Annotated in this window: 12 protein-coding genes and 1 pseudogene; 8 read left to right on the forward strand and 5 right to left on the reverse strand. The window is 39.4% G+C overall.

What is annotated here, in order from left to right; translation table 11 throughout:
- Positions 1 to 132 precede the first annotated feature (132 nt).
- From QGM71_RS15115 to QGM71_RS15125, 3 genes and pseudogenes are all read left to right on the forward strand, one after another.
- Positions 133 to 402: a (2Fe-2S)-binding protein gene (locus tag QGM71_RS15115; protein ID WP_327608393.1), complete on the forward strand. Its 270-nt coding sequence runs from the start codon at positions 133 to 135 to the stop codon at positions 400 to 402.
- Positions 399 to 701 (forward strand): annotated as a pseudogene (locus QGM71_RS15120) ((2Fe-2S)-binding protein); the annotation flags it as partial. The gene QGM71_RS15115 and the pseudogene QGM71_RS15120, both read left to right, overlap by 4 nt.
- A gap of 91 nt (positions 702 to 792) precedes the next feature.
- On the forward strand, positions 793 to 2,007 hold the full coding sequence (locus QGM71_RS15125) for an NAD(P)/FAD-dependent oxidoreductase (protein ID WP_327608394.1): 1,215 nt from the start codon (positions 793 to 795) through the stop codon (positions 2,005 to 2,007).
- A gap of 96 nt (positions 2,008 to 2,103) precedes the next feature.
- Here the strand turns inward: QGM71_RS15125 and QGM71_RS15130 are convergent, their stop codons facing one another.
- The gene (locus tag QGM71_RS15130) at positions 2,104 to 2,535 is read right to left on the reverse strand and encodes a S1 domain-containing RNA-binding protein (protein WP_327608395.1); all 432 of its coding nucleotides are present in this window, start codon (positions 2,533 to 2,535) and stop codon (positions 2,104 to 2,106) included.
- A gap of 97 nt (positions 2,536 to 2,632) precedes the next feature.
- On the reverse strand, positions 2,633 to 3,529 hold the full coding sequence (locus QGM71_RS15135; protein WP_327608396.1) for a GNAT family N-acetyltransferase: 897 nt from the start codon (positions 3,527 to 3,529) through the stop codon (positions 2,633 to 2,635).
- Between the two features lie 754 nt (positions 3,530 to 4,283).
- Here QGM71_RS15135 and QGM71_RS15140 point away from each other — a divergent pair.
- The 3 genes from QGM71_RS15140 to QGM71_RS15150 all read left to right on the forward strand — a co-directional run bounded on the left by QGM71_RS15140 (position 4,284) and on the right by QGM71_RS15150 (position 10,103).
- Positions 4,284 to 5,270 (forward strand): Gmad2 immunoglobulin-like domain-containing protein, encoded by a 987-nt coding sequence (locus tag QGM71_RS15140; protein ID WP_327608397.1) that lies wholly within the window; start codon positions 4,284 to 4,286, stop codon positions 5,268 to 5,270.
- A 511-nt stretch (positions 5,271 to 5,781) separates the two neighbouring features.
- On the forward strand, positions 5,782 to 6,981 hold the full coding sequence (locus QGM71_RS15145) for an exonuclease SbcCD subunit D (protein WP_327608398.1): 1,200 nt from the start codon (positions 5,782 to 5,784) through the stop codon (positions 6,979 to 6,981).
- Between the two features lie 29 nt (positions 6,982 to 7,010).
- A complete protein-coding gene (locus QGM71_RS15150) occupies positions 7,011 to 10,103 on the forward strand; it encodes an SMC family ATPase (protein WP_327608399.1) in 3,093 nt (1,030 codons plus the stop codon).
- A gap of 83 nt (positions 10,104 to 10,186) precedes the next feature.
- Here the strand turns inward: QGM71_RS15150 and QGM71_RS15155 are convergent, their stop codons facing one another.
- On the reverse strand, positions 10,187 to 10,552 hold the full coding sequence (locus QGM71_RS15155; protein WP_327608400.1) for a small nuclear ribonucleoprotein: 366 nt from the start codon (positions 10,550 to 10,552) through the stop codon (positions 10,187 to 10,189).
- Positions 10,553 to 10,841: 289 nt separating this feature from the next.
- Here QGM71_RS15155 and QGM71_RS15160 point away from each other — a divergent pair, with 289 nt between their 5' ends.
- Together QGM71_RS15160 and safA are read left to right on the forward strand one after the other, a co-directional pair.
- Positions 10,842 to 12,095, forward strand: a complete 1,254-nt coding sequence (locus QGM71_RS15160; protein ID WP_327608401.1) for a YeeE/YedE family protein — start codon at positions 10,842 to 10,844, stop codon at positions 12,093 to 12,095.
- Positions 12,096 to 12,370: 275 nt separating this feature from the next.
- Positions 12,371 to 12,979: a SafA/ExsA family spore coat assembly protein gene (gene safA / locus QGM71_RS15165; RefSeq protein ID WP_327608402.1), complete on the forward strand. Its 609-nt coding sequence runs from the start codon at positions 12,371 to 12,373 to the stop codon at positions 12,977 to 12,979.
- A gap of 547 nt (positions 12,980 to 13,526) precedes the next feature.
- On the opposite strand, the gene QGM71_RS15170 is transcribed toward safA, so the two are convergent.
- Positions 13,527 to 13,778, reverse strand: a complete 252-nt coding sequence (locus QGM71_RS15170; RefSeq protein ID WP_327608403.1) for a hypothetical protein — start codon at positions 13,776 to 13,778, stop codon at positions 13,527 to 13,529.
- A gap of 40 nt (positions 13,779 to 13,818) precedes the next feature.
- Entirely contained in the window at positions 13,819 to 14,211 is a 393-nt protein-coding gene (locus tag QGM71_RS15175; protein WP_327608404.1) for a hypothetical protein, read from the reverse strand.
- Between the last annotated feature and the right edge of the window lie 200 nt (positions 14,212 to 14,411).

Consider the following 14,411-nt stretch of genomic DNA (forward strand, 5'->3'; position numbering starts at 1 on the left):
TTATTTTAATGTACTATCAATTCTATCATCTATGTTAGAATAGTTTTATAGATTGTGTCAATATTTTTTACATAGTTATGAAAGCGTTAAATTTTTTATTATTTTGATTTTGTACAAGGAGGTAGTTGTCTTATGGATAAAGTAATTATCTGTAGATGTGAAGAAGTAACATTAGAAGATATCAAAAATACAGCCGAAAAACATCACTGCTCTGCCCGTGAAGTAAAACTTCGCAAGAGAGCTGGAATGGGTTATTGCGGAGGGCGGACATGTAGACCTGCTTTAGATACTGTATTACAAGAAGTAACAGGAGAAGTTCCAGGAGATGATATGCCGTTAAAGGTCCAACCTCCTGTCAGACCAGTAACATTATCAGTTTTAGGAGGGCAAAAACAGTCATGAATAATCGGATACTAGATCATCCTGTTCTTGGAAAGCTATCAGACCAAACAGAGATTGAATTTACATTTGATGGAAAGACATATAAAGCATATGAAGGAGATACTATTGCATCGGCACTCCTTGCAAATGGCGTCCGTAAATTACGTGTTCACGAAGAATCGAAAACACCACGTGGAATCTATTGTAATATTGGTCATTGCTTCGAGTGCCGTGTGACAGTTGATGAAGCGGCGGGAGTTCGGGCCTGCCTGACAGAGGTCAAGGCTGCCATGGTAATTGAAAGTGGAAAAGCTGAGCCGGTACCATTTGACCAATCAAATCCAGACGACATGCCTCGAACATATGCAGAGTTTAATGAAAAAGCTAAGGGCAGTAAGGAGGACGATTCCCATGTATGATGTGGTCATCATAGGTGCTGGTCCTGCAGGATTATCAGCAGCAATTGCGTGTCGGGAGTGGGATTTGCATGTTATCGTAATTGATGAATTTCCAAAGCCTGGAGGCAGGCTGCTTGGTCAGCTTCACCAGGAACCTTCCGGCGAATGGTGGAATGGTATAGAAGAAACTAAAAATTTACTTGATAAAGCGAAGGAATATAATACGGAGATTCAATGTGGAACTTCTGTGCATAACGTTGAGAAAACAAGTAATGGCTTCTCTGTGCATACAAACAAAGGTATGTTTTATGGAGAAAACCTTTTAATAGCAAGTGGCGCTGCAGAAACAGCCGCCCCTATTCCAGGTTGGACACTTCCAGGAGTTATGTCGATTGGTGCTGCTCAAGTCATGACAAATGTACACCGGGTTCGTGTTGGTAAAAAGGGGATTGTTGCTGGAGTTAACGTACTGTCAGCAGCAATTGCTCGGGAGCTTCAAATTGCTGGCGTAGAATTGCACAGCATGGCTTTACCTGCTGCAAACTCGGTTACAAAAAATGAAAGTGATCCTAAAAAGGTGATGGATGGTTTAGTACGGATCGCTCATCTTGCTCCATCGCCATTTCTTCGATTTGGCAGTAAGTTTGCGAAAGCTGCCTGGGTGAGGGATATTGCTGTTAAATTTTATCCAAAAGGTGGCGTGAAAATGTGGGGAATGCCAATCCACATTCGAAAAGCCATTGTTAGTATTAACGGAACAGAGCAAGTAGAATCCGTTACTATTTGTAATGTCACTCCAGATGGCGAACCTGTTCCAGGAAGTGAAAAAACAGTTGAAGTTGACTTTGTCTGTATAGCTGGTGGGCTTTATCCACTCGCGGAGCTAGCTTCTGTGATCGGCTGTCCATTCCAATATATTGAGGAGCTTGGCGGGCATATTCCGGTTCATAATGAACAAATGGAAACACCAGTTAATGGGATGTTTGTAGCTGGAAATATTACTGGAATCGAAAGCGCAAAAGTAGCCAGAGCACAAGGGAAATTAGCTGGCTTGTCTATTGTAAAACATCGGATTAAGGATTTAGCGGACATAAACGATAAAGTTCATGAAGCATTGAACGAGGTCAAGGAAACACGTGAAAAGGCATCGATTCAATTCCACCCCGGAATTAACGAGGGGCGTGAAAAAGTAAATAAAGCGTTTAATGATTATCAACAAACAACGTGATTGTAATGTTACTGTATATTGATTGAATTTATCCATTAAATAAAGAAGGCAAGCCTAAAAATCAGGCTTGCCTTTATCTATTTGATGAATAATAGGTTATCCGCGTCTTCCGCCTCTACCGCCACGTTTAGTATCCGTACTGCGTTTAAGGGTAGATAGGTTTTCTTCACTTGCTTTTAGAAAATTAGCCATTTTATCTTCAAAGGTTTCTTTGGGTTTGAAGCTGGTTCTTGATCGAGAATCTTTGGAGTTCCTACTATCTCTTCCCTGGCGTGTTGGTCGTTGTCCTTCAGGTCTTTCGATTGTTTTTTTGATGGACAAGGCAACTTTTCCGTCTTTTTCATTAATGACTTTTACTTCAATTTCATCCCCTAATTTAAGGTGGTCGTTAACATCTTTAACATAGCTGTCAGCTACCTCACTGATGTGTACGAGACCAGTTGTACCACCTGGTAATTCGACGAATGCTCCGAAATTAGTGATTCCTGTTACTTTACCTTGTACTTTACTGCCTACTTCAATTGACAAAAAAAGTTCCCCCTCTTAAATGTTAAAACCAACTTATTATAACAAATTTAGTGACCAATATCAATATCTATAAAAATTTGATTGCATATATAACTAATTATAACTTATTTTGCCTAGAACGTGTTAACTTTTGATATTTTGTTCTCTCGATCCCATATAAAACCCATGGTGATGGCAGTTCGAACTGGTGATCTCCAGGAAGTAATCCTGCTTCCTCTTTTGTTAAATCCATCCATATATATGTTTCACCTTCTGTTTGCATTTTTAACTTCTGATATTCGCTGGATATCGTTTCCCACAATCCATGCTGTGAGGTGATGTCATTCCAAGGGTAGATAGCATGTAAATAATGATGTTTTTTACTGTCTTTTTTTGTAATTAGAAAACGGTTCTGTGCTTCGTTTTCATGAAATGACCACTTCTCAAGATCCTGTTCTTGAAACAAATCCGATGATCCTGGGAAAACATAATAACATTCGTAAGGGAAGGGCGATGATGATTGAACGTACATTTTGTTCAGCCATTCTTTTTTTCGCTGCAGATCAGTGAGCTGCTTCCAAACATGCGATCCTGATTCCAAAGTGGATGTATCCTTTGTGACAGCACCATGTAACACGGACTGTGAGACCATACCGATTTTTTCCATAACACGCTTTGCTGCTGCATTGCTCTCCTGCGTGTTGGCACCAATCCACTGTATTCCTTCTATTTTAAAAGCTTCATCCATCATATATGACATAAGTGCTGTTGCATAATCATTTTTCTTAAATTGATGATCTGTTCTTAATCTCCCTAACATTGCATAGCGCTTTGCGTAGATAGAGTGTCCCCCCATACTGATCATTTGTCCATCGATAAATAATCCATATAAACGATTATAACCTGAAATGAGTCTGCTGAATATATGTTTAATATAATCGTCTTCAATCCCTGTATTCATCGCTTCCAGATGGGTATAATCCTCTATGTTTAACATTCGGATGGTTTTCTTCATTTGGGTTTCACTCCCTTCTACTTACTACATTATAAACTTTATCTAATCAAAGAAGAAAGTCAGGTGCCTGGGAGAACGTTATTTAGCTTTCGTTTTCACCATTCGTACTGCACTATTCAGTAAATTGCAGTACTACGGATGATATAAGTAATCATATATATAACTAAATCTTTAGATCTGTTAAAGGAATACGTATTAAAATGAATAGGAGGGATCACCGTGAACAGTAATAAAATTGTACTGGTTACTGTTGTAGTATCATTACTATTTATTTTTGTAGTTGTTTTTTGGCAATTTGCACAAATGTGAACAGTAAATAAGGAACAGGAAAGATAATAGGAAGAGTCGTACCACTTAACCTGGTGGTGGGGCTCATTTTATTTGTCCCGCAATAGGAAAGTATAAAATTTTGGCTGCAATTAATTCTTACACTTAAACAGCCACGTCCGGCTCCAGCACCCAGGGACTAGCGAGACTTCCTTCATCTCCGTACGATAAGTCAACATCGGCTACCTCCGGTCGCCGTGTTTCCTTTATCTCCTGCGGTTCAGTCCAGTCCGTACGTCCCTAAACGGGCGCTTGCGCCTTTGTCCCGCATAAATGACGGGCTGTTCAGCTAACCATAAAGAAAATACTGTTGGCATACGCTTAAATTAGTACCTGTTTATTGGATAAGTTTATGAAATGTTGCAACTTTGTTACAAATGGCGACTATAGTAGTAGTAAGACTTATTCCCACAGGAGGGAGGTTATTATGATGAAAAAAATAATGACCTTTAAGCTAATCATTCTATTTGGAACCCTTGTTATTTTAACTGCTTGTACGAATAATACAACGGAACCGGACGCTGATGAGGTGAATCGTACAAATGAAGAGAAAGAAACTACCCAGCCAAATTTTCAGGAAGAAGACCTAGAACAAGAGCCAGAACAAGACGACAAACAGGAAGAACAGAATAATGATGAGAAAGTTACGGAAGGAAAATATAGAACACATCAAATTGTCCTTTTCTTCTCTGATAATGACTTATTGGGTAATTACAGAATTGAAAAAGAAATTAACGCAGACGTCGACGAACATTTAGCCAAGGTTGCACTAGAAGCATGGATTAAAGGACCAGAACATGAAGAATTAACAGGATTAATTAATCCAGAAGTAAGTATAGAATATGTTGAAGATATCGATGGTATTGCACATGTTAGTTTCTCTAAGGAGATTCAAATTAGCAACTTAGGTTCCAGTGGTGAATTAATGTTAGTGGAACAGATCGCTATGATTATGCAGCAATTCGGATTTGAACAAACACAACTATTAGTCGAAGGAAAAGTTGTCGAATCATTGCTTGATCATTTATATACCGCTGATCCAATCGTTGCTAATAATCCTGAAAGCTATCCATGGATTCAGGAAAAAGAATATCGGGAAATTGTTTTGCAAAATGATGCTTTTCAGATTTTTCAACCAGCGCCAAACACGAAAGTGAAGGATCGTGTAGTGGTAAGTGGATTGGCCAAGGTCTATGAAGGGACTATCCTTTATGAATTTGAAGATGGCCACTTTATTCTGGACGAAGGTTTCACCACAGCAACAGTAGGAGCTCCTGAATGGGGAGAATTTGAGATAATTATTGAATTTGATGAAGTAGCTAACTATTCAGGAAGAGTGATTTTGTTTGAAGAAAGTGCCAAAGACGGTTCAAGAATTAATGAATTGCAGATTCCGATTCAAGTTATAAGATGAAACTCTCTCTAATATTCTACTTTTCAGATCCGGAACCTCAGAAATTATATCTGAAGGTGCTGCAAAAACTTTATTAGGTTGCTGAGCCGTTCAATAATCGTTTGTTTGATTAATGGATGGCTTCCTAAAAAAATATTAATTTGATAAAAATTGTTTTTTCTATTATGATTTACGTTAAATTTTAAAAAATACTCTTAATCACTGCTCTGAAATCCAAAAGTAGAGTTTAGAATCGTTTAGAAACTTCATTTTCACATGGTAAAGTCGCTTTGCCTTATAAGGAAAACAGCAGTATACTAAATACATCAACTACCCACTACTATTCACTGCGTGTTCAAGAAATGCCTCCACTTGCAGAAAATCTACCATAGAAAAGCTAGCCTGCTTGAAAAAGATAGGTAATGTTAGAATGGTTGGAAATGATCATAAACCCCATTAGATAGACAAAAATTATATTATAATAGGTTAATAGAGAAAACAATCGTTAATGAGACGGAAAGGGGAAAGGTATATGAAGTTATTTCATACAGCGGATTGGCATTTAGGTAAACTTGTACAAGGAGTATATATGACAGAGGACCAACAATTCGTGCTGAGGCAAATGATAAGTGCTATTGAAGAGGAGAAACCGGATGCTGTAATTATTGCCGGGGACTTGTATGACCGAGCAGTACCGCCTACTGAGGCAGTGCATCTTTTAGATGAGGTGCTTGAAACAATCGTACTGAAGCTAAAGACGCCAGTTCTGGCTGTGGCAGGAAACCATGACAGCCCAAGCAGATTAAATTTTGGCAGCAGAATTATGAAGCAGAATGGCTTCCATATTGTTGGTAATTTCACAAAAGAATTGCAGCCGGTTACGTTACAGGATGAGCATGGTGAAGTTAATTTTTATCTTATCCCATATTGTGACCCGAGTGTTGTCCGTACGGAGCTGGAGGATGATACCATCCGTTCGCACAATGATGCAATGAATAGTATTGTTGAAAATATTAGCAGTAACATGGATCCGGACAGTCGCAATGTCTTTGTCGGCCATGCATTTGTTACACCTTTTGGCGAGGAAAGAGAGAATACGAGTGATTCCGAGCGACCACTTTCTATTGGTGGGGCAGAATATGTGGATGGGCATCATTTCTCAGCGTTTAACTACACTGCTTTAGGGCATCTGCATCAGGCACACCACATCATTGATGAAACGATACAGTATTCCGGATCTGTCTTAAAATATTCTATATCTGAAGAGAATCATAAAAAGGGGTTCCATGTTGTTGAAATGGATGCAAATGGGAAGATAACTGTTGAGAAACGTTTGCTGACTCCAAGAAGAGATATTCGTACTGTTGAAGAAACACTGGAGAATCTATTAACACACCCGGTCAATCAGGATTATGTGTTTGTTCGTTTATTGGATGAGGCACCTGTGCTGTCACCAATGGAAAGAGTGAGATCGGTTTATCCGAATGCCATGCATGTTGAACGAAAGAATTACACACTGGTTCCTGATCCAACCGAAGGAACAACTGTAGTAAATCGTAGTGAGATGAGTGACTTGGATCTTTTTAAAGCCTTTTATAAGGAAGTAAAAGGGACCGAAGCTTCGGATAAAACGGAATCAATCTTCAAAGAAGTACTCGATGAGTTATTGCGTGATCAGCGTGAGACTTCAACGAATTCGAGCAAAAAGCAAAAGGAATATATATCAAACTAAGCCTGGAGGCAGAAAGGAGTGCATACATAATGAGACCACTTAAATTAACAATGGCCGCATTTGGACCATATAAAGGTACAGAATCAGTTGATTTTACTGAATTGGAACAGAACAATCTATTTGTGATCTCAGGGAATACAGGTTCCGGTAAAACGACTATATTTGATGGAATCTGTTTTGCCTTATATGGCAGTGCGAGTGGCACAGACAGGGAAGATAGTAAGATGCTTCGAAGTGACTTTGCTGATGATAATACCCATACTTCCATCGAGCTGGAGTTTGAATTGAATGGTAGATTTTATCGTATTTTACGTCAGTTGGGACATGTCAAACAAGGGAATAAATCTAAGACCGGTGAACGGTATGAGTTCTTTGAAAAGGTTGAAGGGAAAGAAATACCTTGCGTGGATCGGCAAATGGTTTCAGAGATTGATAGAAAGGTAGAATCACTTATCGGGCTGACGCAGGATCAATTTAAGCAGATTGTTATGCTGCCCCAGGGGGAGTTCCGTAAATTATTAACTTCACAAACCGAAAATAAAGAAGCGATTCTTCGGAGATTATTTAAAACGGAGAACTACAGTTACATAAATGAATTATTGAAAAACAAACGGAACAAAGTGGATCAGGAATTTAAACAAGTCCAACAAAAGCGGGATCATTTTATTCAAAGCATCACAACGGCATTGCCATCTCGAGAGGAGTCCCCTTTATTCGAGGTGCTATCTGAGGAATATTACAATGTAAATCAGGTGGTTGCTGCATTAGATGAAGAGGCAGCGTTCTATGAGAAACAACTGATAATCGATAAGCAAAACTATAATGAAGCCTATAAAGCGCATGACAAGATGCAAACAGAGTTTCATCAGGCTAAAACGCTAAATGACCGATTTACGGATTTGGATCAGAAGGAAAAGCAGCTGAAGGAACTGGATGTTCAAGTTCCCACCTATGCTAAGAAAGAGAAAAAGCTGGAAGAAGCTGAGCGGGCAAGTCATATTGAAGTTTATGAGAAACAAGCTGTTGAATGGCGCAAAGAAGAAAAACAAAAAGGAATTGCTTTAGAGCGGTCAGAAGCTGCTGATAAAATAGCCGGTGATAGGCTTAAGCAAGCTCAATTGATTTATAAGCAGGAAGAGAGTAAAAAAGGACAGAGAGAAGAAGTTGGAAAAAGGTTTGATCGATTAAAGGACATCTTGCCTACAGTAAAAGAACTTGATGAAAGAAAAATTCATTTACGACAACTTGAAAACAATGGAAAAAAAGCTGCAGAAGAACTGAAAAAAGTAAAGATGCACTATACAGAGAAAAATGAATCTGTGGAGAAATATGAAAAGAAGATCAATACAATGGATCAGGCTGTCAGCCAATTGCCCGAAAAACAGCTAATGTTAACTGAAATGAGAGAGCAAGTTAAAGTGTTGATGGATTTTACTAAATTAAAGAAACAGCAAGTTGACCTCGATAAAGATTTACAAACAAAGGAAGCAGCTTTTGTAAAAGCGCAGGCGGTGTATCGAGATTCAGAAGAAGCGTGGCTGAGTAATCAAGCTAGTATCTTAGCAGGTCATTTGCATGATGGGGAAGCATGTCCTGTTTGTGGCAGTCTTGAGCATCCAGATAAAGCCACAAATCAAGAGGAAATGGTGACTCGTGAGCAGCTTGATGCATTAAAAAAGAAGCTGGATGAAAAAGACAGCCATTATCGTGATGCCATTGCCAAACAGAAATCGGAGGCCTTCAAATTAGAGGAAAAAGAAGGAGAACTTGCAACCTATAAAGTTCAAGCTGAAGATGCACCAGCTGTTGAGAAGCAACTTGTTGAAAAAGGAAAGCAATTAAATATAGAAGTAGAAGCTTTAAAAAAGCAGCTTGATGAACTGAAAACGAACAAAGAAATATATATAAAAGCAAAAGAAGAACGAAAGCAGCTAGAAGCTAAGAAGGAAAAGCTTGAAAAATCCTACCAAGATCAGAGATCTGCTTATCAGACTGCCAAAGCAGTTTATGATGAAAGATTACGGAATATCCCGGAGGAAGTCAGAACTTTGTCCAGTTTAGAAAAAGAACTAAGTGAAGCAGAGGCACAGGTAAATAAACTGGAGAAAGCATGGGACGATGCTCAGAAGAAGCTCCAATCCGTAAAAGAAGAAAAGACAAAAACAACTTCTGATCTAACACATACAAAGAAGCAGTTGGAAGAGACAAAGGAAAAACGGGTAAAAGCAGAGAAACAATTTACAACAGAACTGAAAAACGCTTCTTTTGATTCAGAAGAAATATACCATCAGGCAAAAATGGTTGAAGCAGACCGTCAGGAATGGAAAGAATCTATTCGCTTATTTAATGAAAATCTATCGATGAAAAAACAGCAGGTAAAAGATTTAAATGAAGCCTTGAAAGATATGACAAGAGTTGACCTAACAGTGCTGGAACAAAAACTTTCCGAGTTGAAAGCAGGTTATGAATCAGCGCTGAAAACGTTAAATCTATCCAAAGAGTATCAGAGGGGTGCTTCCGAATTAAAGGCTAGTATTCTCAAAGCTAATGAACAGGTAATAGAAAGTGAGAAAGAACTAGCTACCATTACTGATTTGTACGATGTCTTAAGGGGCCAAAACAATCAAAAGATTTCCTTTGAACGTTATCTGCAGATTGAATATCTGGAACGTATTATTGAGGCTGCAAATGGCCGATTAAAACGGCTTTCCAATGGTCAGTTTTATTTGATTCGTAGTGACCGGCAGGAATCTCACGGAAAACAAAGCGGCCTGGCACTTGATGTATATGATGGATACACTGGCCAAACACGTGATGTGAAAACACTATCAGGCGGGGAAAAGTTCAATGCTTCGCTCTGTTTAGCATTAGGCATGTCAGACGTGATTCAAAGCTTCCAGGGAAATATATCAATTAATACGATGTTCATTGACGAAGGGTTCGGTTCTTTGGATGAAGAAGCCCTTAACAAGTCCATTGAGACATTAATTGATATCCAGCAATCCGGCCGGATGATCGGGGTCATATCACATGTTCAGGAACTGAAAGCAATGTTCCCGGCAATACTGGAGGTTTCGAAAACAATGGAAGGGTATAGTCGGACGAAATTTGTAGTGAAATAATTCGCTGTTTGAATTTTATCAGTGAAGTGAAAGTGACTTGATGTTCTTCAAGTCACTTTCACTTTTATTGTTCCTGATAACCATTAATAGTAAGGATACGGATATGGAGAAGGATAATAAGGGTAAGGAGTCGGAGTAATATAAGGTAACAGAGCCAAAGCAGCTAACGACGCGAAAGGGAAAGCTCTGCGTCTAAATCGTCTAAATCTTCTTCTCGGTCGTCCAAAGTCACCATAATATTGTCGGCTATCCGAACCATTCTCATTCTCTCTCTCCATCACATCCTCACCAGCTAAAACGGTAAAATTATCCCTATCAACTTCTACAATAATGCCATCGAATGTACTTCCGTCTGTCATCGTTAAAGTCACGTGATAATTCATGTGTTTTCTGCACTCATCGTACATATTTCTAAGATCGTTTTGAACATCATGGTTTTCTGTATTCATTCTTTTCTCATCTCCTTTTAAATACATGGTATTCACCTAGGAAAATGATGTTACTATTCAACCTTAACTGGTTTTATATAAGCAGCTGCGACGGAACTTTAGCCTGACTTCCCCCTTCTTTAGAAAAGGAGTACTAATCCAACGCTGCAGAAAAATATACGGTGTAACGAGCATATCTATAGCGACTAACAAAGAAGTGAGCAGGATTAAATGAATATCATTGACACAAAATCATCTACGGGTTAATATATTAAATCATACTAACTTTATCAGAAAAGGGGGTTTTAAAATGACAACTAGTGTTCAACCTATAAATGAAGCAAAAGATCCAGTACAACGTAAAAGTACGGATTTAAATAATCCTCAAATGCCATTAATCATCGGTGGGTTAATCGTTGGGGCAATTTTGATGATATACCTAATGGCAACACAGGATATGGCACAGCCGTTACTCCTGGTAATTGGTCTGTTGTTGGGTTACACATTATTTCATGCTCGTTTTGGATTTACTTCTGCATTCCGTAGACTTGCGTCTGTGGGGAATGGGCAAGCTGTCCGTTCGCATTTGTTAATGTTAGCTGTTGCAGTAACATTATTTGCACCAATTCTGGCATTTGGTTATTCATTCTTTGGAACAGGTGTGTCAGGTTATGTTTCACCAGTTGGTATCAGCCTTCTAGTAGGAGCGTTCCTGTTTGGAATTGGGATGCAATTAGGTGGCGGTTGTGCTTCCGGTACGCTTTATGCTGTCGGCGGTGGACGAACAGTCATGTTTGTAACTCTATTATTCTTTATAATTGGCTCAACAGTAGGAGCTTATCATCTACCATTCTGGACAGAAGATTTACCTGCATTCGAACCGGTTTCTCTAGCAACATCTACAGGACTTGGCTATGGCGGTGCTTGGGCACTTTCGATTGCACTATTCAGTCTAATAGCTTGGATTACTTTAGTTGTAGAGAAAAAGAAAAAGGCTCCAAAAATGGCAGCAGTCCCGTCAGCAACTGGTTGGAAAAGAATCCTCCGTGGTTCTTGGCCATTGTTTGCAGCAGCGATAGCATTAGCTGTTCTTAATGCATTAACGCTCATGACTCGAGGTACGCCATGGGGGATTACTTCAGCCTTTGCATTATGGGGCTCAAAAGTGGCACAGTTCTTTGGGATCGATGTGGCTAGCTGGGGGTATTGGCAAGGTGCAAATGCTCAAGCACTAGAGGCTTCTATTTTAACTGACTCAACAACAGTGCTGAACTTGGGCGTTATTCTAGGAGCATTCTTAGCATCAGCTGCAGGAGGACTTTTCAAATTCTCTAAAGTTAATCCGAAAAACGTAGCAGCCTCTGTTATCGGTGGTTTAATGATGGGCTATGGAGCTCGTCTTGCATTTGGTTGTAATATTGGTGCCTACTTCGGTGGCATTGCGTCATTTAGTCTTCATGGCTATATATGGGGAATACTTGCATTAGCAGGCACCTTTGTTGCACTGTATCTTCGACCACTATTTGGATTATCTGTCCCGAAATCTAAAGACTCATTCTGTTAGAAATTTAAAAATCACCATGCGAAATTAACTTCGTATGGTGATTTTTAGCTTTATAGATCGAAAGTTTAACAGCCAAATTTTACTATATGGAGGCATCAACCGTTATATTTCAATTATATTACTATTATTCTATTGATAAATCGCAAGATGCTAACACTTACTTCACATCTTAGATTTTTGTAACTTTCTTGTCATAATCCTTCCAAATATTAAGTGATGATTTATTCTCCAAAACTATTTAATCTATCAATATAACAAAAAGGAGGATATCATTTATGCTTAGAAAGATTAGCAAGTTTGCAATTGTTTCAGCCATTTCATTAGCTCTACTGTTTCCTGCTACGTCCATGGCAGCAAATTCTTATACTGTTGTATCTGGGGATTCCCTTTGGAAAATAGCACTAAAAACAAAAACAGGTGTAAGTGAACTGATTGAGGCAAATCCTCAGTTGGCAAACCCAAACCTTATTTACCCGGGACAGCAAATCAATGTAGAGGTAAATGCACAATATAATCAAGAACAGGAAGTTGTTAAACTAGTAAATGCTGAACGTGCAAAAGCAGGATTACCAGCATTGAAGCATGATTGGGAGCTTGCAAGAGTAGCTAAATATAAATCTCAGGATATGCTGGATAAAAAATACTTCAGCCACACTAGCCCAACCTATGGTTCACCTTTTGATATGATGAAAAACTTCGGAATTTCATATAAATCAGCTGGAGAAAACATTGCAAAAGGTCAAACATCAGCACAAAAAGTTGTGAATGCTTGGATGAACAGTTCTGGGCACAGAGCAAATATTATGAGCAAAGACTTCACACATATTGGAGTAGGATATGTGGAATCAGGCCATCATTGGACACAAATGTTTATAAAAAAATAAGGAATTAGTAGAACGCGGTTATACTAAAAAGGAAGCTCCGCGAAAATACTAAGTTAAAACAGCAACCGTGCGCCCTTTAACTGGGACGCACGGTTTTTTTATAAGGTAATAGGGAGTATAAATTTTTGACTGCAATTAATTCTTACACTTAAACAGCCACGTCCAGCTCCGACGGAAAGGACGTCCTAGTGCCGATAAAGCCATACGTTAAGGAAAGCATCTATGAGATACATCGCAGGCAGGAAAAGTGCTTTTCTTTTTCAAGGACGTGGCGTTTTCATCCGCCAGCGCCCAGGGACTAGCGAGACTTCCTTCACTTTCGTAATCTAACTCAACATAAATCGGCTTCCCCCGGATAAGGAAGGCCGACTATTCCTGAGCTTGTGCTCAGGCGTCGGCATACCCGCTAGAGATGAGCATGTTTTCTTTTGAAAGTCTAAGTGAATCTTATACTCTGGAGTGAGTCTCCTGCAGCAGTGGAAGATCGACTAACCAAGCCGCTCCTGAGCGACTACGTCCAAAATTTAACCGGCACTTAGTTAATTAATTAAGTGCCAATTTTAAAATTTATTGATTGAGCTGCATCCACTTGGGAGACAGCACCGTTCAAACGGGAGACAGCACCTGCCAAACGGGAGACAGCACCCGCCAAACGGGAGAGAGCACCTGCCAAACGGGAGAGAGCACCTGCCAAACGGGAGACAGCACCCGCCAAACGGGAGACAGCACCCGCCAAACGGGAGAGAGCACCTGCCAAACGGGAGACAGCACCGTTCAAACGGGAGACAGCACCTGCCAAAACCTCGGGTGCGCGGGCGCAGTCCGTCCCTAACCGGGCGCTAGCGATTTTGTTCAGCTATGTATTCAGCCTGGTATGAATTTTCACCGGCGTGGACAGACAGGAGTGTGTCTGCGTATCCTACGAGCCGGTTTACAATTTCATCTGCAAGTGCGTATACGAGTGGATGTAATTGTGTATCATACAGTTCGGGTGCATCAAAAATAATGGTTGTATTGATAAATACGTCTCGATTACCATAAAGATTGTAATGGATAATTACTTTTCCAGCTGCACCACCGGTATGTTGGTCTTGAAATCCCGGGAGAAACACATACCACTCTTCAGCGGTCGCTGATCTGAAATTCTTAGTGAAATTTATGCCTTCTATTTCCTTATCAATCCGTTCCTGTAGCTGAGGTTCGATTATAGCAGCTACATTTTTTCCATTCATGCTGATCAATTCCTTCCCTAGTCATTGAATTACTACTTTGCCCAATAAAATGGACATCATGAAGATTTCAAACTTTTGTTTTCAAAAAGAATTAACTATCGATTTAGGGGGAAAATACAAATTATAAAATTTACACATAAATTTACAAGAAATATTGTTGGTAATTTTCCCCTGAAACGTTACTGTATCAACATATATAA

It is taken from the genome of Virgibacillus tibetensis, assembly GCF_036026595.1.
Lineage (GTDB): Bacteria > Bacillota > Bacilli > Bacillales > Amphibacillaceae > Virgibacillus_P > Virgibacillus_P tibetensis.

What these genes read in the sequence shown, in the direction of transcription:
- safA (WP_327608402.1), top strand. Translation starts at nt 12,371, where the DNA reads ATGCTTAGAAAGATTAGCAAGTTTGCAATTGTTTCAGCCATTTCATTA.
- QGM71_RS15155 (WP_327608400.1), bottom strand. Translation starts at nt 10,552, where the DNA reads ATGAATACAGAAAACCATGATGTTCAAAACGATCTTAGAAATATGTAC.
- QGM71_RS15135 (WP_327608396.1), bottom strand. Translation starts at nt 3,529, where the DNA reads ATGAAGAAAACCATCCGAATGTTAAACATAGAGGATTATACCCATCTG.
- QGM71_RS15125 (WP_327608394.1), top strand. Translation starts at nt 793, where the DNA reads ATGTATGATGTGGTCATCATAGGTGCTGGTCCTGCAGGATTATCAGCA.
- QGM71_RS15140 (WP_327608397.1), top strand. Translation starts at nt 4,284, where the DNA reads ATGATGAAAAAAATAATGACCTTTAAGCTAATCATTCTATTTGGAACC.
- QGM71_RS15150 (WP_327608399.1), top strand. Translation starts at nt 7,011, where the DNA reads ATGAGACCACTTAAATTAACAATGGCCGCATTTGGACCATATAAAGGT.
- QGM71_RS15115 (WP_327608393.1), top strand. Translation starts at nt 133, where the DNA reads ATGGATAAAGTAATTATCTGTAGATGTGAAGAAGTAACATTAGAAGAT.
- QGM71_RS15145 (WP_327608398.1), top strand. Translation starts at nt 5,782, where the DNA reads ATGAAGTTATTTCATACAGCGGATTGGCATTTAGGTAAACTTGTACAA.
- QGM71_RS15175 (WP_327608404.1), bottom strand. Translation starts at nt 14,211, where the DNA reads ATGAATGGAAAAAATGTAGCTGCTATAATCGAACCTCAGCTACAGGAA.
- QGM71_RS15160 (WP_327608401.1), top strand. Translation starts at nt 10,842, where the DNA reads ATGACAACTAGTGTTCAACCTATAAATGAAGCAAAAGATCCAGTACAA.